Annotated in this window: 20 protein-coding genes; 6 read left to right on the top strand and 14 right to left on the bottom strand. The window is 27.3% G+C overall.

The window, feature by feature from the left end:
* Positions 1-10 precede the first annotated feature (10 nt).
* From ACKU4C_RS02120 to ACKU4C_RS02085, 8 genes are all read right to left on the bottom strand, one after another.
* Complete coding sequence (locus tag ACKU4C_RS02120; RefSeq protein WP_321314210.1) at positions 11-1,714, bottom strand: proline--tRNA ligase; 1,704 nt, start codon at positions 1,712-1,714, stop codon at positions 11-13.
* Between the two features lie 13 nt (positions 1,715-1,727).
* On the bottom strand, positions 1,728-3,023 hold the full coding sequence (gene hemA, locus ACKU4C_RS02115) for a glutamyl-tRNA reductase (protein WP_321314209.1): 1,296 nt from the start codon (positions 3,021-3,023) through the stop codon (positions 1,728-1,730).
* A gap of 32 nt (positions 3,024-3,055) precedes the next feature.
* Positions 3,056-3,952 carry a polyprenyl synthetase family protein gene (locus tag ACKU4C_RS02110; RefSeq protein ID WP_321314208.1) on the bottom strand — a complete coding sequence of 299 codons (897 nt, stop codon included), beginning with the start codon at positions 3,950-3,952 and terminating at the stop codon, positions 3,056-3,058.
* Positions 3,953-3,960: 8 nt separating this feature from the next.
* The gene (locus ACKU4C_RS02105) at positions 3,961-4,257 is read right to left on the bottom strand and encodes a DUF2018 family protein (protein ID WP_321314207.1); all 297 of its coding nucleotides are present in this window, start codon (positions 4,255-4,257) and stop codon (positions 3,961-3,963) included.
* Between the two features lies 1 nt (position 4,258).
* Entirely contained in the window at positions 4,259-5,557 is a 1,299-nt protein-coding gene (hisD, locus tag ACKU4C_RS02100; RefSeq protein WP_321314206.1) for a histidinol dehydrogenase, read from the bottom strand.
* On the bottom strand, positions 5,554-6,033 hold the full coding sequence (locus ACKU4C_RS02095) for a shikimate kinase (RefSeq protein WP_321315907.1): 480 nt from the start codon (positions 6,031-6,033) through the stop codon (positions 5,554-5,556). Before ACKU4C_RS02095 ends, hisD begins: the two co-directional genes overlap by 4 nt.
* Positions 6,034-6,146: 113 nt before the next feature.
* The gene (locus tag ACKU4C_RS02090; RefSeq protein ID WP_321314205.1) at positions 6,147-9,062 is read right to left on the bottom strand and encodes an ABC transporter substrate-binding protein; all 2,916 of its coding nucleotides are present in this window, start codon (positions 9,060-9,062) and stop codon (positions 6,147-6,149) included.
* Between the two features lie 45 nt (positions 9,063-9,107).
* Positions 9,108-9,977 carry a 1-aminocyclopropane-1-carboxylate deaminase/D-cysteine desulfhydrase gene (locus tag ACKU4C_RS02085; RefSeq protein ID WP_321314204.1) on the bottom strand — a complete coding sequence of 290 codons (870 nt, stop codon included), beginning with the start codon at positions 9,975-9,977 and terminating at the stop codon, positions 9,108-9,110.
* Positions 9,978-10,030: 53 nt separating this feature from the next.
* Between ACKU4C_RS02085 and ACKU4C_RS02080 the strand changes: the two genes are divergently transcribed.
* Together ACKU4C_RS02080 and ACKU4C_RS02075 are read left to right on the top strand one after the other, a co-directional pair.
* Complete coding sequence (locus ACKU4C_RS02080; RefSeq protein ID WP_321314203.1) at positions 10,031-10,504, top strand: MotA/TolQ/ExbB proton channel family protein; 474 nt, start codon at positions 10,031-10,033, stop codon at positions 10,502-10,504.
* On the top strand, positions 10,504-10,890 hold the full coding sequence (locus ACKU4C_RS02075) for a biopolymer transporter ExbD (RefSeq protein ID WP_321314202.1): 387 nt from the start codon (positions 10,504-10,506) through the stop codon (positions 10,888-10,890). The genes ACKU4C_RS02080 and ACKU4C_RS02075 overlap by 1 nt, the downstream gene beginning before the upstream one ends.
* 15 nt (positions 10,891-10,905) lie before the next feature.
* Here ACKU4C_RS02075 and fbaA read toward each other — a convergent pair whose 3' ends face one another.
* Positions 10,906-11,973, bottom strand: coding sequence for a class II fructose-bisphosphate aldolase (fbaA, locus tag ACKU4C_RS02070; RefSeq protein WP_321314201.1), 1,068 nt, complete (start codon positions 11,971-11,973; stop codon positions 10,906-10,908).
* A 15-nt stretch (positions 11,974-11,988) separates the two neighbouring features.
* Positions 11,989-12,810, bottom strand: coding sequence for a peptidyl-prolyl cis-trans isomerase (locus tag ACKU4C_RS02065; protein ID WP_321314200.1), 822 nt, complete (start codon positions 12,808-12,810; stop codon positions 11,989-11,991).
* Between the two features lie 330 nt (positions 12,811-13,140).
* Here ACKU4C_RS02065 and hsrA point away from each other — a divergent pair, with 330 nt between their 5' ends.
* Together hsrA and ACKU4C_RS02055 are read left to right on the top strand one after the other, a co-directional pair.
* On the top strand, positions 13,141-13,821 hold the full coding sequence (hsrA, locus tag ACKU4C_RS02060) for a homeostatic response regulator transcription factor HsrA (protein ID WP_044416226.1): 681 nt from the start codon (positions 13,141-13,143) through the stop codon (positions 13,819-13,821).
* A 14-nt stretch (positions 13,822-13,835) separates the two neighbouring features.
* Positions 13,836-15,128 (top strand): HAMP domain-containing sensor histidine kinase, encoded by a 1,293-nt coding sequence (locus ACKU4C_RS02055; RefSeq protein ID WP_321314199.1) that lies wholly within the window; start codon positions 13,836-13,838, stop codon positions 15,126-15,128.
* On the opposite strand, the gene ACKU4C_RS02050 is transcribed toward ACKU4C_RS02055, so the two are convergent.
* The 4 genes from ACKU4C_RS02050 to ACKU4C_RS02035 all read right to left on the bottom strand — a co-directional run bounded on the left by ACKU4C_RS02050 (position 15,125) and on the right by ACKU4C_RS02035 (position 18,251).
* Positions 15,125-15,556 carry a CoA-binding protein gene (locus tag ACKU4C_RS02050; protein ID WP_321314198.1) on the bottom strand — a complete coding sequence of 144 codons (432 nt, stop codon included), beginning with the start codon at positions 15,554-15,556 and terminating at the stop codon, positions 15,125-15,127. The two genes, ACKU4C_RS02055 and ACKU4C_RS02050, sit on opposite strands and share 4 nt — an antisense overlap.
* Before the next feature lie 100 nt (positions 15,557-15,656).
* Entirely contained in the window at positions 15,657-15,992 is a 336-nt protein-coding gene (locus tag ACKU4C_RS02045) for a cytochrome c (protein ID WP_321314197.1), read from the bottom strand.
* The gene (locus ACKU4C_RS02040) at positions 15,985-17,631 is read right to left on the bottom strand and encodes an FAD-binding oxidoreductase (RefSeq protein ID WP_321314196.1); all 1,647 of its coding nucleotides are present in this window, start codon (positions 17,629-17,631) and stop codon (positions 15,985-15,987) included. The genes ACKU4C_RS02045 and ACKU4C_RS02040 overlap by 8 nt, the downstream gene beginning before the upstream one ends.
* 11 nt (positions 17,632-17,642) lie before the next feature.
* Positions 17,643-18,251: a hypothetical protein gene (locus tag ACKU4C_RS02035; RefSeq protein ID WP_321314195.1), complete on the bottom strand. Its 609-nt coding sequence runs from the start codon at positions 18,249-18,251 to the stop codon at positions 17,643-17,645.
* A 133-nt stretch (positions 18,252-18,384) separates the two neighbouring features.
* Between ACKU4C_RS02035 and ACKU4C_RS02030 the strand changes: the two genes are divergently transcribed.
* Positions 18,385-19,665 carry a histidine kinase dimerization/phosphoacceptor domain -containing protein gene (locus tag ACKU4C_RS02030; protein WP_321314194.1) on the top strand — a complete coding sequence of 427 codons (1,281 nt, stop codon included), beginning with the start codon at positions 18,385-18,387 and terminating at the stop codon, positions 19,663-19,665.
* A complete protein-coding gene (locus ACKU4C_RS02025) occupies positions 19,665-20,420 on the top strand; it encodes a response regulator (RefSeq protein WP_321314193.1) in 756 nt (251 codons plus the stop codon). The genes ACKU4C_RS02030 and ACKU4C_RS02025 overlap by 1 nt, the downstream gene beginning before the upstream one ends.
* Positions 20,421-20,541: the final 121 nt, after the last annotated feature.

Here is a 20,541-nt window from a genome sequence, read left to right as displayed (position 1 = left end):
AGCTATTGAATTATTTAATTTTGTTTATTAAATATTCAACTACTTCTTCAACTTTTACTTCTGTTTTTTCTAAAGTTTTTCTATCAACAACTTCAACTAAACCATCTTGAAGTTTTTTACCAACAACAACTGCATAAGGGAATCCAATAAGCTCAAAATCACCCATTTTAAAACCAAATCTTTGTTGTTTTCTATCATCAATTATAGTTTCTATTCCTGCTTGCTTTAATGAATTATAAATATTCATACCAGCTTCAAGCTCATTCTCTTTTTTACCATTTGACACAATAACATCAACCATAAAAGGTGCTGTTTGTTTTGTCCAGATACACCCTTTTTCATCATGGTGTTGTTCAATAACTGCCGCAACTAATCTACTCACACCTATCCCATAACATCCCATAACAAAAGGTTGCGCTTTTCCATTTGCATCTAAAAATTTAGCATCCATTGCTTCTGAATATTTTGTACCCAATTGGAAGATATGCCCCGCTTCAATCCCTTTTGTATATGATAATTTTCCATCACAACAAGGACATGAATCACCCTCTTGAACAGCAACTAAGTCTGCATATTGAAGTTCCATAGATGTCAAATCTACACCTGTAAAGTGATAGTTTTCTTCATTTGCTCCACAAACTAAGTTATTGTCTTCTTTTAATTCTATATCAACATAAACTTTTATATCTTTAGGTAAATCAACAATTCCACAGAATCCTGGAACTAAACCAGCAGCTATAACCTCTTCTTCACTTGCATCTTCTAAATCAAGTGCATCAGCTGCATTACATGCTTTTGTTTCTTCTAGTTCATCTGTCCCTCTTACAAAAAATAAAACAACTTCTGATGATTCTTCATAAATTGCTTTTTTCATAACCGCTTTCATTGAATAGAAAGAATCAGCGTTTAAGAATTCACTAACCTCAGCAATTGTTTTACAATTTGGTGTTTCAACTTTTTCTAAAGCTTTAGTTTCTAATTTTTCTTTTTTATTTGGTTTTCTTTTTGCTGCTTCAATATTTGCACCATAAGCACAAGAATCACATACAACAATTGTATCTTCACCTGAATTTGCAAGAATCATAAACTCTTTAGAACCACTTCCACCAATAGCTCCACTATCTGCTTCAACAACTCTAAACTCTAATCCTAATCTTTCATAAACTTTTTTATATGCTTCTTCCATCACATTAAATTCTCTAACTAAATCTTCATGTGAATCATGGAAAGAATATGCATCTTTCATTAGAAATTCTCTACCTCTCATAAGCCCAAATCTAGGTCTTGCTTCATCTCTAAATTTTGTATTAATATGATATAAATTTATTGGTAAATCTTTATAAGAAGTTATTCTATTTTTAACAATATCAACTACAGTTTCTTCATTTGTTGGAGATAAAACAAAACCTGCATTTTTTCTATCTTTAAATTTTAGTAACTCAGGTCCCATAGCAACTGAACGACCTGATTGTTCCCAAAGTTCAAGAGGTGTAACAAAACTCATTAAAACTTCATTTGCACCTGCATTATCCATCTCTTCTTTAACTACAGCTCTAATTTTGTCTAAAACTATTTTTCCTAAAGGCATAAAATTATAAATTCCTGCGCCAGTTTGATTTATAAATCCACCTCTTAATAAAAATTGATGAGATGGTAGTGTTGCATCGTTTGGTGTCTCTTTAGTTGTTGGTATAAACATTTGAGAAAATTTCATTTATTATATCCTATTAATTTATTTTAAATTTATCGCAATTATGAATATTTAACATATTTGCATCTGAACTTAGTCCAAATATTGATTGTACTGTTCCTACTACAATATCACATTGATTATCTTTTGATAGAGTTTTAATCTGCTTTTGGGGAAGATGTAGATATTCATTTATTACAGTTTGACAAAGTTTTCTAATATTCTCTTCATCATCTCTGTTTATAAAACCTTTTTTCATAGCATTATTAAGTTTTTTTTCTATAATCTCATCCGCTTTAGTATACATATGTTTTACAACTGGTTCAATCTCTAAAGATTTCAACCATTCAAAAAACTCTAATGACATTTTATTTACAATTGAATAAGCTGTTTTAGCCTGTTCTGCTCTTAAACTCATATTGCTATTTACTATATCTTGTAAATCGTCAACTGAGTATATCATTAAATTAGAAGATTCAATATCATCAATATCCCTTGGAACTGCAATATCAAACCAATATCTTTCAAAACTACATTCATGTGTCATATTTTGAGTTATAATTGGATAAGGTGCAGATGTTGCAGTAATCATAACTGGTGTTTCGTTTAATAACTCTTCTAATTTAGAATATTCTTCAACTTTTATATGTTCTTCAAAAGTATCTGCTAAAATTTGTGCTTTTTTAATATCCCTACTTGTTAGGATAACATCAAAGCCTGCACTTAAAAGGTGTTTTATAGTAAGTTCACTCATCTCACCCGCACCAATTACTAATGCTTTTACTCCAGCAGTATTTTTTATAATCTCTTTTGCTTTTGCTACAGCTGTACTTGCAACAGAAACAGAACCTGTTCCTAAACTTGTCGCATTTCTAACTGCAGCTGCACATTTAAAAGAGTAATGCAAAGCTCTAGGTAATTTTTGCTCACAGTAATTTTTTGCCAAAGAAAATCTAAATGCATCTTTTAACTGTCCAACAATTTGTGTTTCACCTATAACTAAAGAATCAAGAGCAGAAGCTACTGAAAAAAGATGGTGAATAGCTCCATCATTTTCATAAATATCTGCTCTATCATATAAATCTTCAAAATCTATTTTTGAATAATTACTTAATTTTTTTATTATTGATTTTGAAGCTTTACTTGTATTATTAACTGCTGTTATAATCTCAACTCTATTACAGGTTGATAAAAGTATAGCTTCTCTTATATTTTCATCATCTATTAATTGTTTTAAAAATCTATCTTTATTTTCTTCATTTGGAAATGCAAGTTTCTCTCTGGTTTGAATATCTGTATTTTTGTGAGAAAAACTAATACTTAAATAACTCATAATCTCAACTCTCTTTACCTATCTTAAATAATTTAAAATTCTCTATTTATCATTGCACTCATAATTTGTATTAAAGATTCATTATCTTCACTTTTAACTGCTTCAATAGCTTCTAATCCTAGTTTTTTTGCTTCATTAATTGAATCTTCAAGTGCTTTTGTATCATTCATTTGTTGTTTAATCCATAATGTATCTTCTTGGCTTAAACTTTTTTTATAAAGACTCTCTAATCTATTTTTATCTTCAATTCTTTGGTGTAATAAAAGATATGGAATAGTAACTTTACCCTCTACAAAATCTAACATTGCAGGTTTTCCCAAGGTTTGGCTATCTTGTGTAATATCTAAAATATCATCAATCATTTGGAAAGCTAAACCAAGATTTTTACCATATAATGCAAATTTTTCTTTATCTTTGTTTGCTAATATTGCAGCTGATTTTGCTGATGCTTCTATTAATGAGGCAGTTTTTTTATAAATCATATCTATATATTTGTCATAAGAAGTATTAAACTCATTTGTCAAATCAACATCTAACATCTCACCTATACTTAAAAGTGTAACAGCACTTGATACAGTATAAGCAACTTCCCTGTTCATTTGAGATAATTCAGTAAAGGCTTTTGAATATAAAATATCTCCAAACATAATAGAAGTTTTATTATCAAAAAGTGCATTTATAGAAGGTTTTCCTCTTCTTGTATCAGCTTCATCAATAACATCATCATGCAATAAAGATGCTGCATGAATCATCTCTACTATTGCACAAAGTTTTATTGATTCTTCATTAATACCTGCAATTTTAAGTATTAATTTACTTCTTAACATCTTACCTGTTGCTAATAAATCAAGCAACTCTAAACTTTTTTTGTCATTACACTCTTTAACAAAATCTTTTATTTTATCTTTTACTTTTTGTAACTCTTCCACTTTTAACCTTACGAATCTAATCTACAAACTATATCACCAGCAAGTTCAACATATAAACCTTTTTTCATCTGTTCAACTTCATCTAAATTTTGAAGAACATATTGTTTTATAATTTCATTTACATCAAACTCTTCATCTTTGTCTTTTGATAATAATATCTCCATAACTGCTAGTTTTTCTAATAATTTATCAAACTCATCTTCAACAATCTCTTTATTAGCTTGATTTGCAATATCAAAATATTTTGACTTGGCAGAACCTACAAATAAATCATCCTCATCTTCGATTAACCAATTATTTGCCATCTTATTTATCCTCTTTTAATCTAACTCTTACAGATTCAGCATGGGCAGTTAAACCTTCAGTATCAGCTAAAAGTGCGCAAGCTTCTCCTAATTCATCAATTGCATTTTTAGAGAAGTTTATAATTGAGCTTTTCTTTAAAAAGTTTTCAACATTTAAAGGGCTATAAAACTTAGCTGTACTTCCAGTTGGTAATGTATGATTTGGTCCAGCTATATAATCTCCAATTGGTTCAGGGGTATTTTCACCTAAGAAAATAGCTCCTGCATGTTTTATTTTTGGTAATAGTTCAAATGGATTAACTGTCATTACTTCTAAGTGTTCAGGAGCAATTTCGTTCATTAATTCTAAGGCTTCATCCATATCTTGTGCAATAATAATAGCACCTCTTTCTTCAATAGATTTTCTAGCGATTGCTTCTCTACTTAAACTTTTTAAATAGTTCTCAACCTCATCTGATGTTTTATTTGCAACATCTTCATCAATAGTAATCATAATTGAACTTGCCATCTCATCGTGTTCTGCTTGTGATAAAAGATCAATTGCCAAATATTTTGGTTTAGCACTACTATCACTTAAGATACCTATTTCAGAAGGTCCTGCAATCATATCAATATTTACTTCACCAAATACTAGTTTTTTTGCTGTTGCAACAAAGATATTTCCTGGACCAGTTATAACATCAACTTTAGGAATTGTTTGTGTACCATAAGCCATTGCTGCAATAGCACTAGCTCCACCAACTTTATAAGCTTTATTTATTTTACAAATGTGACATGCCGCAAGAAGTAACTCATTTACTTCATTATTCGGAGTTGGAGTACAAACAACAATCTCTTCAACACCTGCAACAATTGCTGGAATAGCATTCATTAAAAGAGAACTTGGATATGCAGCTTTTCCACCAGGAATATAAAGTCCAGCCCTATCAACAGGAGTTACTTTTTGTCCTAAAATTGTTCCATTTTTTTCAAAATCTACCCATGATTTTGGAAGTTGTTTTTCATGGTAAGTTTTAATTCTATCATAAGCAGTATGTAATGCTTTTTTTAGATTTTCGTCAATATTATCATATGCTTTTTTCATATCTTCTTGAGATATCATAAGTTCATCATCACTTTTTACTTCCCACTTATCAAACTTCTCAATATGTGCTTTTAAAGCTTCATTACCATCTTGAACAATCTCATCAATTATTCCTGTAACAATCGCTGATACACCTTTGATATCAGTTTTTGCTCTACTTAAGATATTTTCAAACTCTTTACTAAAACTTGCATCTTTTGTATTAATTATCTTCATTGTATATTTCCTAATATATCTTTTATAATATCATCTATATCTCTATTTTCTACATCTACTGTAATATCAGCTACTTTTTCATAATCTTCAATTCTTTGTTCATATATAGTTTTTGCTTCTTCTAAATTTGATAAAAGAGGTCTTTTTTTTAATTTTACTTTTGCATTTGGTGAAGAGTGTATTCTATTTAATATGCCCTCAAAACTTGATTCTAAATATATCACTTTTCCTATACTGTGGATATTTTCTTGTCTAAAGAAACCTCCACCTGTAGAAATAATAGTATTATCTACATTTTTTTCAAGCCATAAAGCACATTTTTTTTCTAAACTTCTAAAATAAGGTTCACCCTCTTCTTTAAAAATCTTTTTAATTTTTTTATTTTCAACACTTTCAATTAAATCATCAGTATCTATTGCAAAATAATCTGTTGCTTTAACTAAAGCTCTAGCTATTGTACCTTTTCCAACACCCATAAAACCTATTAAAATTATATTATTCTTTTTATCCAATTAGAATTTCCTAGTTTATAAAATCGTAAGATTATATCTAAATTTAAGTAAAAGGTAAATGACATGTCAAATATGGTTTAAACAGGTAGTTTAAAAGTAAATTGTGCTCCGGAGTATTTTTTGTTTTTATATGTATAACTTATATTCTCTACTTCTATTTTTCCTCTCATATGTTTTTCAACAATCATTTGAGTCATATAAAGACCTATTCCAGTGCCTTGTGACTGATGTTTTGTAGTAAAGTATGGTTCAAAAATATTTTTAATTATTGATTCTTCTATCCCTTTAGCATTGTCTTTTATTTTTAATATAAATATATCTTTTTCTTTTTGTAAATCAATAAAAATATATCTTTCTTTTTCTTGTTTTTCAAAGGCATCTTTTGCATTGTAAAATATATTTACTAATGCCTGAGTAAATTCATTTTCATAACTTTTTATCATTGCATCATCAACGTTTTCAAATACTACAGTAATTGAATTGTTTTTAAGTATACCTTCAACCAACTCTAATGATTTATCAATCGATTTTAAAATAGAAAATTCAACTTTTTTCTTATCAGATTTAAAGAAGTTTCTAAAATCCTCAATAGTTTCAGAAAGGTGTTGTGCAGTTGAATTGATTTTTTTAAGTTCTTTTCTCTCATCTTCAATAGTTGAAATATCTAAATCTTTTTTTAACTCAATAGCAGTTGATATTGAACTTATTAAGCTTAATGGTTGTCTCCATTGGTGAGCAATATTTTCTAGCATTTGTCCCATAGAAGCCATTTTTGATTGTTGAAATAATAATTGCTCTTTTTGTTTAGTTTCTGAAATATCTACAATAGCAGATATTCTTACTTTTTTTGAATTGATCATGGCATTTGTACCTTTTGATAAAACATCGATTATTGTTCCATCTTTTTTTATACCTTTTGATTCATAAATATTTGAATCATCTTCACGTTTTCTTTCTTTTATTTTTTTATATGTCTCTTTAGGGACAAAATCTTTTATATTTTTTCCTATAATTTCATCTTTTGAATTATATCCATACATTTTGTGTGCGATATCATTTGCATCTATACATACATCATTTTCAAAAATAAAAATTGCTTCTGTTACTGAGTTTATAAGTATTTCAAAATCTTTTATAGAAGCTTCTAATTTCTTTTTAGTTTTTGTTAACTCTTCATTTGATTTATTTAATTGATTTTGTTGTTTCTTCAGTACTCTATTATGTTTTGAAACTTGAAAATGTCTATAAAAAAGAAATAAACTTATAATAAAAAGAATAATACCAACTTGATAAAAAAGTGTATAATCAAAACCTGATTCTACATTTACAGAGATATAACTATTGATAATTCTTTGTTTCTCTTTTTCATCTATAGCTTGAACAGCTTTTTGGAACAATTCAAATAAAATAATATCATCATTTCTTACACCAATACCTAACTCAAAATTATAATTAAATTTTCCACTAATTTTAAGTTCGCCAATATAATTGTGTTGTAAAGTATATGCTATAGTTGGTAAGGCATCTACAAACCCAAAAAGTTCACCTCTTGCTACTTTCTCCATTCCATCATTTACATTCTTCACAGAAACAATTTTATTATCAGGATGGATTCTTTTTAGAATCTCTTCTATAGAATAATTTTTAACAACCCCAATCTTTTTTTCATTAATAAGACTATCAGGATCAGATATAAATACTTCATCATTTCTTGTGGCAATAACTAAAGGAAAAGAAACATATGGGCTAGTGAAATTCATATAAGATAATCTAGATGGTGAAACTGAAGCTAATGAAAAAATATCACACTTTCTTGTTTTTGCGAACTCTATAGATTCACTCCAGTTTTTAGTAGGAACTAACTCAATAGGTATACCTATTTTCTTAGATAAAATAGGTATATATTCAGAAGTCATACCGATATGTTTGCCATCTACAAGTTTTTCATATGGCATCCAATCAGGATCGATACACATTGTAATTTTATCTTTTTTTAAAATATAATCTTTTTGCTCTTTTGTAAAATTTAACTGCGTTTTTTTCTTTTCATTTATATCAAAAATTATATCTTCAACATTAAATTTATTTTTTATTAAACCATCATTTATAAATTCATTTATATTTTTTTGAAATAACTGTTTATCTATTTTTCCTATATCATAGATTTTAGGCATTATAAGCTTTTCTATTTGATTAGCTTCAAATAATAAAGCATCTTTTGTTTTTGTTTTTGAATATTTATCATAAATAATATCGACAATCTCTTTTTTATTTGCTAATGAATATATCCACCCTTTGTTTGTAGCTTCAATAAATTTTTTTACGAGTTGAGGGTTTTCTTCTGTCAATTTTTTTGTTGTAAATAAATTTACTCCTGAACCATAAATGCCATAAGTTTGGGGATCAATAATATTAAAAGGAACTTTTGATTTTTTAATTTCATATATTTCATTTGATAAATATGCACTCATTGCATCAACTTCACCATCTATAAAATTTTTAGGATTAAAAGTGTGTTGTTTAAATTTAAAATCTTTTTTTGAAATATTAAACTTTTTGAATAGTGCATTTAGTGTAGATAAATCTAATTGCTCTTCCTCTATCATAATTGTTTTATTTTTTAAATCAAATGGAGTTACTATGTTTTGCTTAGTTACAAATACTAAAGCAGAACGTTTAAAATAGTTTGCAACAAGTTTTAAAGAGTCTTTTTGTTCTTCTAGATTTAATACTGAAAAGTCATAAACTGAAAAAGTTGTTTTTTCACTTTTTAAATCTTCTACAATATTAACACCAGGTACAAATTCTTTAATATCAACAGCTAAGCCTTGTTCTTTATAAAAGCCTTTCTCTTTTGCAGCAATAAATCCTGCAAATTCAAATTGATATTTCCAATTTAATTGAACAGATACCTCTTTTAACTCTCTTGTTTGAGAAGCATGTGTTACAACAATAAATGTAATAATTAATAAAAAGTATCTGAGTATATTCAAAAAAAATCCTATCATTTTTTTTATATTATCTAAAAAATTATTAAATTACTCAAACTTTCTTTTATAACGTTTTAACATTGTTTCATTTCCTAAAATTCCACCTTGATGTATATATAAGTATACAAAATTAGTATCATATACTTTCTGTAAAGCTAAAAAACCTAAAGGATCATACAATAAGTCAAACTCTATGTTAGAATCATTTTTTACTTTTATCCACATCTCATAAAACTCTTTATATAGTTTTCCGAAGTGATATTTTTTTTGCATCTCTATAATTGTAGGGTGAAATTTTTCATCTTGCTCTAAATGAAAAAATTGTTTTTTCAAATAATCACTACCCCCAACGCATGCTACAGTTAAAACTTCAAAAGAGAGGTTTTTTTGTAAAAAAAGTGCAGTTGTTCCTGTACCACTAGGAAGAACTATTTTTAGATTTTTTATACTATTTTCTAATGCCCAATCATTTATCTCTTTTGCTAAGATTTGTATTCCATATTCTGCTTCTTTTACTCTTCCACCCTCTTCAATAAAAAGCATTTTTTCATCAAGTATATTATTTATATATTGATCTATATCATCACAATTTTTTTCTATAATATTTGCACCATTTTCTAGAGCAAATTTATAATTACCATCTGGATTCTCTTTTAAAAAAGAACTTATATGATTTACATAAAAATCTAATTTTACTTCTTTTAATTTTGCTAATACAGATAAAGAGTATAAAGAGTTTGCTTGAGCTGAACCGTAGCTAATTATTTTTTCTATATTTTTAATATCGCTTTCTAAAAAATAGTAAAATTTTCTAGCTTTATTACCTGAAAATTGCTTATCTAGTAAATCATCTCTTTTTACAAAAAGCTCTTTTTTATTAAATTTAATTTTTTCTATTGGTGAGTTTATATAATTCATTAAGATTATTATACTAAAATTACACGAAACATAAAGAATAAAGAGAGTTATACATGGATTTATTAGATTATATCGAAAAAGGTGGAGTGATTGTTTATATCTTAATATTTTTAAATTTTATTGGATTTACAATTATTCTTTGGAAATTTTTTACAATACCTAGAAAAAATTCTATGCTAAAAAAAATAAAAAATAAAATAGATTTAACACATTTAAAAACTTTAGAGATTCAAATAGAATATGAAGTAAAAAAACTAGAATCTGGTTTAACATATATAAAAAATATTGCTTCTGTAGCGCCTTTACTGGGTCTTTTGGGGACAGTTTATGGTGTATATAAAGCTTTTGAAGAAATTACACAAAAAGGTTTAGGAGACCCTACAATATTTTCAGGAGGTATCTCTATAGCACTTATTACTACAATTGCAGGATTAATTGTTGCCATTCCACATCTAATTGCATACAACTATTTTATCTCTGTAATTGACTCAATAGAATTAAAAGCAAAAAAAGAGTTTTTAAACTAATGAAACGAAGAGACTATATAGGGTTAGATTTAACTCCCATTATTGATGTTGTATTTATTTTACTAATATTTTTTATTGTAACTTCAGTATTTAAAAAAGATGAGCTGGCTTTAATGCTAAATCTACCGGAAGCAGATGCAAAAGCTATAGAGATAAAAGATGAACAAGTTTATATTGAACTAAATGAAAATAAAATTGCGATAAAAGGATTAGAAGTTAATTTTATTTCATTAGAAGAAAATTTAAAATTAGTAAAAAATAAAAAAAGTGCAATAATAGTAAAAATAGATAAAGATACTAAATATGAGAGAATTACAAAAGTTTTAGATTTACTTCAAAAATATAATCTAAATAATCTAGCTTTAGTAACTAGTGAAAAGAAATAAAAACTAAGCAAAAGCCTAGTTTTTATTTAAAGAACAAAGATCAGAATAAGCTATCTCAAGTCTTGCTATCATAGACTCTTGACCAGCTCTTAACCATTTTCTTGGATCATAATAAGATTTATTAGGTTTATCTTCACCCTCTGGGTTTCCAATTTGACTTTGTAGGTAATCATAATTTTTAGATACAAAACCTCTAACACCATCCCAAAATGCCCATTGAGTATCTGTATCAATATTCATTTTAACTACACCATAAGTTAAAGCTTCTCTAATCTCTTCTAGTGCAGACCCTGAACCACCATGGAAAACAAAGCTAACTGGTTTATCAATAGTTTTATGTTTTTCTTCAATATATTTTTGAGAATTATTTAAAATCACAGGACTTAGTACAACATTACCTGGTTTATATACACCATGCACATTTCCAAATGAAGCTGCAATAGTAAAATTAGGACCAACTTCATTTAATTTTTCAAAAGCATAACAAACTTCTTCAGGTTGAGTATATAATAAAGAGTTATCAACATCTGTATTGTCAACACCATCTTCTTCTCCACCTGTAATACCAAGTTCAATCTCAATTAACATATCGATTTCATTCATAGTTTTAAAATATTCAACACAAGTTGCAACATTTTCTTCTAAAGACTCTTCTGATAAATCTAACATATGAGAAGTAAATAAAGGTTTCCCAGTTTTTTCAAAGTGTTTTTTTCCAGCATCAATTAGTCCATCAATCCATGGAAGTAATTTTCTTGCAGCATGATCAGTATGTAAAATAACTGGTACACCATAAGCTTCAGCCATAGTATGTACATGTTGCGCACCGCTAATTCCACCTAAAACTGCTGCATCATCAGTTTTTAATCCTTTACCTGCAAAAAACTGAGCTCCACCATTTGAAAATTGAATTATAATTGGTGATTTAACTTTTGCAGCTACTTCTAAAACAGCATTAACAGAATCAGAACCAACAACATTAACTGCTGGTATTGCAAAATTATTCTCTTTTGCATAATCAAAAACTTTTTTTGCTTCACTACCACTTAAAACACCTGGTTTTACTATATCTAATATAGACATATAAATACTCCTAATTTATTTAATTACAATTTTTGCTTTACTTTTTAATTTATCAACTTCAGATTTGATTATATTTTGAAATTTCTCTTGAAATACCATTTGTTTAATCTTATCTTTTACTTTATCAAAAGTTAAAGTTTTAGGTGCCTCTTTACCTTCAAGATAAATTACATGATAACCGTATTGAGTTTTAACTGGTGATTTTGTATAAGTATTTACTTTTAAAGCTTTTGCAGCTTTTGAGAATTCAGGAACCATTTGATTCTCAGGGAATTTACCAAGGTATCCACCCTTTGGACCACTTGGACCAACTGATTTTTCTTTAGCAAGTTTTACAAACTCATCTTTTTTGTTTGATGCTTTATCTAAAGCTTTAATAATACTTTTTGCATCATTTTCAGTTTTTGTTAAAATATGTCTAGCTTCTAAAGTTGCAGGAACTTTAAATTTATCTTTATTTTTGTTATAAAAATCTTTTGCTTCATTATCAGAGATTTTTATTTTTTTCGATTCATTTTGCATCCAAATCTCTAAAGCCAATTCTTTTTCAACTTTTGCTAAAGCTTCTTTATATTTTGAATCAGATTTAACACCACTTTTTAAAGCTTTTTCTGTTAAAAGTTTTTTTTCTACAATTTGCTCTAAAACTTTATTTTTAGTCTTTTTTGGTAACTTATCAAAATCAACTTTTGCATTTCTAATAACTGAATTTATGTCATCACTTGTGATTTTTTCACCATTTACTGAACCATAATCAGCAGCATTCAAAGACAACGTCGAAAGCGCTAATGTTGCTATTAAACTTGTAACAATTTTTTTACTTTTAGTCATATTCATTATATTCCTTAAATTTTTAGTAGTTTCTATTTTATCTTTTTTTTACTAATAGAAAGTTAACTAGTGATTATTTTTTATATTTTTATTGTCCATATTAAGATTTTTTTAACATAGATAAAATAAAGTTTTAATTTAAAAATTAATTTTATTCTGAAAAACAGCTAAAATTTGGAGATTTTAAATGAATTCTTTTACAATTTTGTACAAAAAATTGCTAAATTTTAAAATTTAGCTTAAAAAACCTTTAATTTTTACTATATTTATGATATAATTCCGTCAAAAATTAAACTTAACTTAAAATTAAGCTAACGTAAAATAAGGGAAATCTATATGAGAATATTAATTATTGAAGATGAAATTACACTAAATAGAACTTTACAAGAAGGTCTAACAGACTTTGGTTACCAAGTTGATGCGGCTGAAAATTATAAAGATGCAGAATATTTCATCGATATTAGAAATTATGATTTAGTATTAACAGATTGGATGTTACCAGATGGTGATGGGATTGAACTTTGTAAAATTGTAAAAAATAGAAGTTCAAGAACTGCTGTAGTTATTCTATCAGCTAGAGATGATAAAGATTCTGAAATTGAAGCACTTAAAGCTGGTGCAGATGATTATATTAAAAAACCATTTGATTTTGATATTCTATTAGCAAGAATTGAAGCTAGATTAAGATTTGGTGGGACAAACGTAATTGAAATCGAGCAATTATCAATTAATCCAGATGAGGAAAAAATTGAATTCAATGGTGAAGAAATTGAGTTAAAAGGTAAACCTTTTGAAGTATTAACTCACCTTGCTAGACACAGAGATCAAATTGTTTCTAAAGAACAATTATTAGACGCTATCTGGGAAGAACCAGAATTAGTAACTCCAAATGTAATTGAAGTTGCTATTAACCAAATTAGACAAAAAATGGATAAACCATTAAATATCTCTACAATTGAGACTATTAGAAGAAGAGGATACAGATTCTGTTATCCTGATTCAAATGAAGAAGCATAATTAAAAGATAATTGATGCGTGTGAAGAGCATATACAAACAGTTTCATCAAAAGCTTGTACTTGCTACTTCACTTCTGATTTTAATACTTTCAGCTATTTTTTATGGCTATACCAAATCAACTATTTTTGATGAAATTCAAGATTCATTATACAAAGATGCACAATTAATTTATAAGATTAGTAAATCAACAAATGTAGATACAAAAAATTTTAATATTATAACCCATAGTGGAATCAATGTTGATATTGTAAAACTTGAACATGTACCACAAACTGCATATACTACATTTAAAGTAAAGAACAATCACTATATGCAAATTTTATATCTATTTGACCCTAAAAAAAGGGAATATATTAAGATAATAAAAAATATAAACTCATCACTTGATATGTTAAATAAAATATTTAACAACCTACTGTTAATATCTTTAGGTGGATTACTAATGGTTGTATTTTATGCATTTACTGTATCAAAAACTTTACTAAAACCAATTATTCAAATAACAAATAAACTATCAAATATGGATGAAAACTATCTAACCCAGATAAAAAAAGACAATCTTCCTATTGAGTTTCATCCTTTGGCAAATTCTATTAATTCACTTACATCTAGAATTGAAACAAATATTAGATTTAAAAAAGAACTTTTCATAGGTGTTGCCCATGAATTAAAAACTCCTCTTGCAGTTATGAAATTAAAAAATGAAGTAACATTAATGAAACCAAGAGAACCAGAAAAATATCAAGAGACTATGAAACTTACTGTTGAACAAATAAATGATATGAATAAAATGATTAGTTCAATCCTTGATATAGGTAGAGCAGAAGGTGCACAATTTGAAAAACCAGAAGAGATTGATTTAGTTCAATATCTTCAAAGAAAAACTAATGATTATAGAATGCTAAGTGCAAAAAAACAAATAATTTTAACATTTTTTTCAAATGTAAATCATCATGAAGTTTATTTACAACCAACACTAATAAATCAAATAATCCAAAACTTTGTTCAAAATGCTATAAAATTTACTCCAGATGATAAATCTATTGCAATAAGATTAAATAAAACAAAAAAAGAAACAACTATTAGTATTACAGATGATGGGGAAGGGATTGATGAATCAATAGACCTTTTTGCTCCATTTAAAAGAATGGGAAAAGAGAGTGGTGCTGGATTAGGATTATTCCTTGCTAAAAATGCAGCTGATGCTTTAGGTGCTACAATCTCACTAAAAAATAGAACTGATGGGAAATCAGGTTGTGTGGCAACAATCGTATTGCCAAACAAACCTCACACTAAAAAAGACTAAGAATAAATCTCTCTATGTTCAATCTTTGTACATTTGTTTTGTACAACTTTCATACCAGCCTCTTTTGCTTTTTGAGCTGCTTCATTATTTACTAAACCTAATTGAGTCCAAACTGTATCGACATCACCTCTTTCAATAGCAGCATCTACAACTAAACCAATCACATCAGGTTTTCTAAAAATATCAACCATATCAACTTTAAAAGGTATCTCTTTCAAACTTCTATATACTTTCTCTCCTAAGATTTCATCCTCTTTAGGATAAACAGGAACAATTTTAAATCCAGCATTTTTAAGATATTTTCCCACCATATTACTAGCTTTGCTTTCATTTGGAGAAAGTCCAATAATAGCTATAGTTTTAGTGTTGTCAAATATCTCTTTTATATCATCTTTATTACTGTTTATAGATGGAAATTCACACTCCATATATTTCTCCTTAGTACTTTTACAATGATTATAACAAATTAGAATAAAAAGTTTGTCAAAGAGTGGTAACTTCTCAAATATCTTTTGAGAAGTTACTATTTTATTTATTTTTTGTAGAAAGATAAAAAGATAAACTTTCTAATTGTTTATCATTAATTTCAGTTTTTCTAAAAAATGGCATACTAAATCTTCCATTTCTAACTACATAATCTACAAACCCTGCATCTAAATTTTTTCTTTGCGCTAAGACAGGGGAGATACCTGTATCTTTATATACAATCCCTAAGGCATTAGTTGCAGGCATACCTATGCCGTGACAATGAACACACCATTTATCAAATACTTGTTTCCCTTCTTTAAATTTTGAAGAATCATTTGCAAATAATGAACTTGCTAAAACAGCTGTTAATAATAAAATCTTCATATTTTTAAGCATTTTTATCTCCTCTTAATCTCTTAGGCCAAATTCCCCCTCTACCCGGAGCTAATATTCCATTTGGATCAATAGTATCTTTTAACTCTTCTGCAAATCTTTTTAATATATTATTATTAAAACTGTAAACACTAGATACTGCATCTTGGAAAGGTGGTGCTGCTCTATAATCTCCCCATCCATGCTTTGCTGCAACTTTAACCATAGTATTATAGACTTTTCTCATTTGTGCATTTTTCTCTTTATCTTCCCTTGAATTAGCAAATCCAATCATAAAACAAAATGCTCTATACATCCATGTTCTTGGGTGTGAAAATGGTGTAATCATAGATTCCATTCCTAACTCATGGAAAGTATCAATATAAATCTCTTGGCATTTTAATAACTCTGCCCCATCCCTTGGAATAATAGGAGAAAACCATACATGACCATCTTTTGGTCCAAAATTTTCACCTCTAGTACTTAACCAAAAAATTTCAAGGTTTGGAATACCAAGTGTAACTTTATGTTTAACAGCTTTTTTTTGCTCATCAGATAAAGGTAAAGAATAATTTTCTTCAACTTCAACTTTTGCACCTTCAATTGCACTTGAGAATCTATCTCTTATATATCTAATATTTGCTTCTACAGCTTCTTTATTTCCATATAAAGGAATATCTATTTTCCAGTATGGAATTTTATTTCTAAGTGCATAATCTTGAATCTTATCAATATCTGGTTTCCCATTTTTTGATGTTAAATATGATTTTAACTCAGGATTCATTGGTTTTCCATATTCAGGATTTAACGGACTCCTATATAAAGGCCAACCAATAATTGATGAATCTTCTAAATAGTTCATAATTTCAACTAAAGGAATTAAATCATCTCTTCTTGGAACTGTTAACACAGCTAATGAATAATGCTCAGGTTTTGGCATCATCCAAAATCCCATTTTTGTTACAATCCCAAAATTTGATTGAGAGAAAAGACCATCAACATATGGTCCATAACCGTATTTGTTTTCTGCAAAAGTTTTTGCTCCAGGAAGTGCTCCCATACCAGTTCTCATCAGTTCACCATTTGCTAAAACAACTTCCATCCCACAGTGTGCACCAAAGTGGTCTCTATATTGTCCATGCATATAACCCCAGCCATGGTCAAGTGAATTTCCAACAGGACTTCCCCAACCTGGATCTGGCATATCCATCATTACATTTAAATTGTTTTTTTCACAATATTCATAAAGGTCAAAATATGATACACCTGGCTCTAAAATACAGTAGTTTCTTTTATCATTTACTTCAATAATTTTATTCATTCTTTTTAAATCAACTACTACATCACCTCTGTTGTTTGGGGCAGAAGATCCATAACCTAGATTTTTACCTGTAGAGATAGGGAAAAGTGGTAATCCATACTTATTTGCAATTTTTACAATTTCTTGTACCTCATCAACTTCTTTTGGTGCAATTGCTAAAGAGGGAATAGGCTCTTCTGGTTCATCCCAATATGGAGAATAAGCATCTCGATATAAGTGCAAATCATCTTTAGTTTTAAAAACCCATTGTTTACCTGTAACTTTTTCAAGCTCTTTTACTGCTTGTAAAAAATCCTCTTGGCTAACACCATTTGGTAATATTATCTCTTCATTTTTAGACATACAAATCTCCTTTAACTAACTTTTCTTGGAGCAATAATCCAAGAATATAATATTTGATTTTTTTCATTTTTATTATTGATTGTAGATATTTTAGTTTTAGAATCAATTCTTTCATACTCATAATTATTGATTTTTAAAGCTAAAGCATCTGTCCAATCATATTTATCTAGATTTTTTTTGATTCTTTCAAGTTCAACTTTTGATGCTTGTAATTTATGGCTAATATTACTATTAGCTATATTATGTTCTGCATTGAAATACATTAACATACCTTTATCAAAGGCAAGTCTTTCTAATACAAACATTGTTTCATAAGAAGTTAATCCTGCAATAGCTGTATTTTTATTTTTACCCCATGTTGGACTGATTATCTCACTCCACATTTGAGAAATATCTTTATTTACTTCATATATTTTAGTTCCCAAAGCTTTCATTTTTTTTGCGAACTCTTCACTTTTTTCTATGCCTTTATCAAAAATAACATAGTCTAAATTAATATTGTTTTGTTTTTTATCTGACAAAATTAGACTAGATAAAGGGTTACCATAGGCACCTGATGCCAAAATAGTTGCTCCTAAACTTGTACTTTTTAAAAAAGAGCGTCTAGAAAATCTTTCCATTTTTTTCTCCTTTCATACTTATCTTAAAAGAATTGTAGATAAAAAAAATCTCAAAAAAATCTCATATGTTTTTTTAGTATCTAAATAAAAAAAGTATATAATGATTTTCTGGAATAATAATATTGAGGAAACAATGTTTAATGACATTTTAAAAGTAATTGCGAAGATACCTAACGAAAAAAAAGCTAAACTATACTCATTTACATTTTTAATTATTGGAATTATTGGAATTGTTCTTGTAAATAAAGTTTCAATGTTTATTATTCAACATACAGATAATAATCAGGATACAAAACTACCTTTATTTATAGGAATAACTTTTTTTATTGTTACAAGTGTTTTTTTATATTTCTTTTTAAGAAGTATTGCAAAAATAGAAAAAGAGGCAAAAGAGAAGTTAATACTTTTTCAAAAAAAAGAGAGTGAAAATCTTAAACTTATTAATTTTGTACTTGATAATACAGCAGATGCTATCTATTGGTTTAAATTTGATGGGAAAATTGTATATGTAAATAATAGATTATGTAAAGTTTTGGGATATACAAAAGAAGAGTTACTAAATGAGCATATCATAAAAATTGATAAAAAATTCCATGAAGTTGAAAAAATTATTATACAAAAGAAAAAGCAATTTAACTACTTTGAATCAGAACTAACAACAAAAGATGGGAAATCATTTCCTTGTTTAATAGCTGCAAATTATTTTTCTGCAAATGGGGAAGAAGAGTTTATTTGTGCTTTTGCAAGGGATATTACAGAACAAAAGAAAAAAGAACAAATAATAAAAAGTTCTTTAGAGGAAAAAGAGATTTTAATAAAAGAGATTCATCATAGAGTTAAAAACAATTTACAAGTTTTATCATCTTTACTTTCTATGCAAAAAAGAAGAGAAAAAAATGATGTAATTAATACTCAATTAGATAAAACAAGAAGTAGAATTTATGCAATTGCACTTGTTCATGAAATAATCTACCAAGATAATGATTTAAGATTTATAAATATGAAACAATATTTAGAAAAACTAACTTTTGCTATTAAAGATATTTATAATTTAAAAAATACTTTAAATATAAATATATCTGTGAAAGAGAATATTAACTTATCTATAAATAATTCAGTACTTGTAGCATTAGTGATTCATGAACTACTTTTAAATAGTATTAAACATGCATTTAAAGATAGGAACAATGGTAATATTGATATTTTTATCTATCAAAATAATAAGCAAATTTTATTTGGGGTAAAAGATAATGGTATTGGATATAATATACAAAAATTAAAAAATAATAACTCTTTAGGTTGGCAACTTATAGAGTCAATTGTCGAATTTCAACTTAATGGTGAATTAGAAATTATAAATGAAAATGGACTTTCATGTAGCATTTCATATGAAATATCAGAAGAAGAGGATTAATGAAAAAAAATATATTAGTTGTTGAAGATGAAATAGTAACTGCAATGGATATAAAAGAAGCCCTTTTAGAGTTTGGATTCAATGTTATTGGAGTTGCAACAAATATAAAAAAAGCTTTAAAACTGTTGGAAGAAAACAGCTGTGATTTAGCCCTTTTAGATATTACTTTAAAAAACGGTGATGATGGGATTTCACTAAGTGAAGAGATTATAAAAAGATATGATATACCTTTTGTTTTTTTAACAGCAAATGATAAATATACAACAATTGAGCGAGCAATTAAAAATGAACCTTATGGATATATAATTAAACCTTTTAAAGATGCAGAATTAAAAGCAACAGTAGAATTAGCCTTAAAAAAATTTTCAGATAAAAAAGAATTAACTATAAAACTTGAAGATAGTAAAAAACATTATGTAGCACTTGAAAAAATAAAAGAGAATAGTGAAAATTCACAGAAAAGATTTAAAACACTAAAGTTTGGTTATATTTTTGATAAAGATTTGAGAAAATTGTTTTTAGAAGATAAAGAGATAAATCTAAATCAAAAAGAGATAAAACTTTTTGAAATCCTAATAAAAAATGAAAATTGTATTGTTGCAAATGAGGCTATTGAAGATTTTTTATATGATGGAGAATTGGTTGGAGAAGGTGCATTAAGAGGAGTTTTATTTAGATTAAGACAAAAAGTTAATAAAAACTTAATAAGCAGTCACTCTAAAATGGGATATAAAATAGAAACAAAGGCAGTTTAACAATATAAATACTGTTTAAAATTATATAGCTTGAACAGGAATATATAAATTTTACTAAAAGTATAATCATCATATATAATATAAGTAAGTATAGTGATTTTTTCATATCCACTATTTGGTA

Origin of the sequence: Halarcobacter sp. (assembly GCF_963676935.1) — a bacterium.
In the GTDB taxonomy this organism is placed as follows: domain Bacteria; phylum Campylobacterota; class Campylobacteria; order Campylobacterales; family Arcobacteraceae; genus Halarcobacter.
This window is presented reverse-complemented; position numbering and strand designations above follow the sequence as displayed.

What these genes read in the sequence shown, in the direction of transcription:
- ACKU4C_RS02120 (WP_321314210.1), bottom strand. Translation starts at nt 1,714, where the DNA reads ATGAAATTTTCTCAAATGTTTATACCAACAACTAAAGAGACACCAAAC.
- hemA (WP_321314209.1), bottom strand. Translation starts at nt 3,023, where the DNA reads ATGAGTTATTTAAGTATTAGTTTTTCTCACAAAAATACAGATATTCAA.
- ACKU4C_RS02105 (WP_321314207.1), bottom strand. Translation starts at nt 4,257, where the DNA reads ATGGCAAATAATTGGTTAATCGAAGATGAGGATGATTTATTTGTAGGT.
- hisD (WP_321314206.1), bottom strand. Translation starts at nt 5,557, where the DNA reads ATGAAGATAATTAATACAAAAGATGCAAGTTTTAGTAAAGAGTTTGAA.
- ACKU4C_RS02095 (WP_321315907.1), bottom strand. Translation starts at nt 6,033, where the DNA reads ATGGGTGTTGGAAAAGGTACAATAGCTAGAGCTTTAGTTAAAGCAACA.
- ACKU4C_RS02085 (WP_321314204.1), bottom strand. Translation starts at nt 9,977, where the DNA reads ATGAATTATATAAACTCACCAATAGAAAAAATTAAATTTAATAAAAAA.
- ACKU4C_RS02080 (WP_321314203.1), top strand. Translation starts at nt 10,031, where the DNA reads ATGGATTTATTAGATTATATCGAAAAAGGTGGAGTGATTGTTTATATC.
- ACKU4C_RS02075 (WP_321314202.1), top strand. Translation starts at nt 10,504, where the DNA reads ATGAAACGAAGAGACTATATAGGGTTAGATTTAACTCCCATTATTGAT.
- fbaA (WP_321314201.1), bottom strand. Translation starts at nt 11,973, where the DNA reads ATGTCTATATTAGATATAGTAAAACCAGGTGTTTTAAGTGGTAGTGAA.
- ACKU4C_RS02065 (WP_321314200.1), bottom strand. Translation starts at nt 12,810, where the DNA reads ATGAATATGACTAAAAGTAAAAAAATTGTTACAAGTTTAATAGCAACA.
- hsrA (WP_044416226.1), top strand. Translation starts at nt 13,141, where the DNA reads ATGAGAATATTAATTATTGAAGATGAAATTACACTAAATAGAACTTTA.
- ACKU4C_RS02055 (WP_321314199.1), top strand. Translation starts at nt 13,836, where the DNA reads ATGCGTGTGAAGAGCATATACAAACAGTTTCATCAAAAGCTTGTACTT.
- ACKU4C_RS02050 (WP_321314198.1), bottom strand. Translation starts at nt 15,556, where the DNA reads ATGGAGTGTGAATTTCCATCTATAAACAGTAATAAAGATGATATAAAA.
- ACKU4C_RS02045 (WP_321314197.1), bottom strand. Translation starts at nt 15,992, where the DNA reads ATGCTTAAAAATATGAAGATTTTATTATTAACAGCTGTTTTAGCAAGT.
- ACKU4C_RS02040 (WP_321314196.1), bottom strand. Translation starts at nt 17,631, where the DNA reads ATGTCTAAAAATGAAGAGATAATATTACCAAATGGTGTTAGCCAAGAG.
- ACKU4C_RS02035 (WP_321314195.1), bottom strand. Translation starts at nt 18,251, where the DNA reads ATGGAAAGATTTTCTAGACGCTCTTTTTTAAAAAGTACAAGTTTAGGA.
- ACKU4C_RS02030 (WP_321314194.1), top strand. Translation starts at nt 18,385, where the DNA reads ATGTTTAATGACATTTTAAAAGTAATTGCGAAGATACCTAACGAAAAA.
- ACKU4C_RS02025 (WP_321314193.1), top strand. Translation starts at nt 19,665, where the DNA reads ATGAAAAAAAATATATTAGTTGTTGAAGATGAAATAGTAACTGCAATG.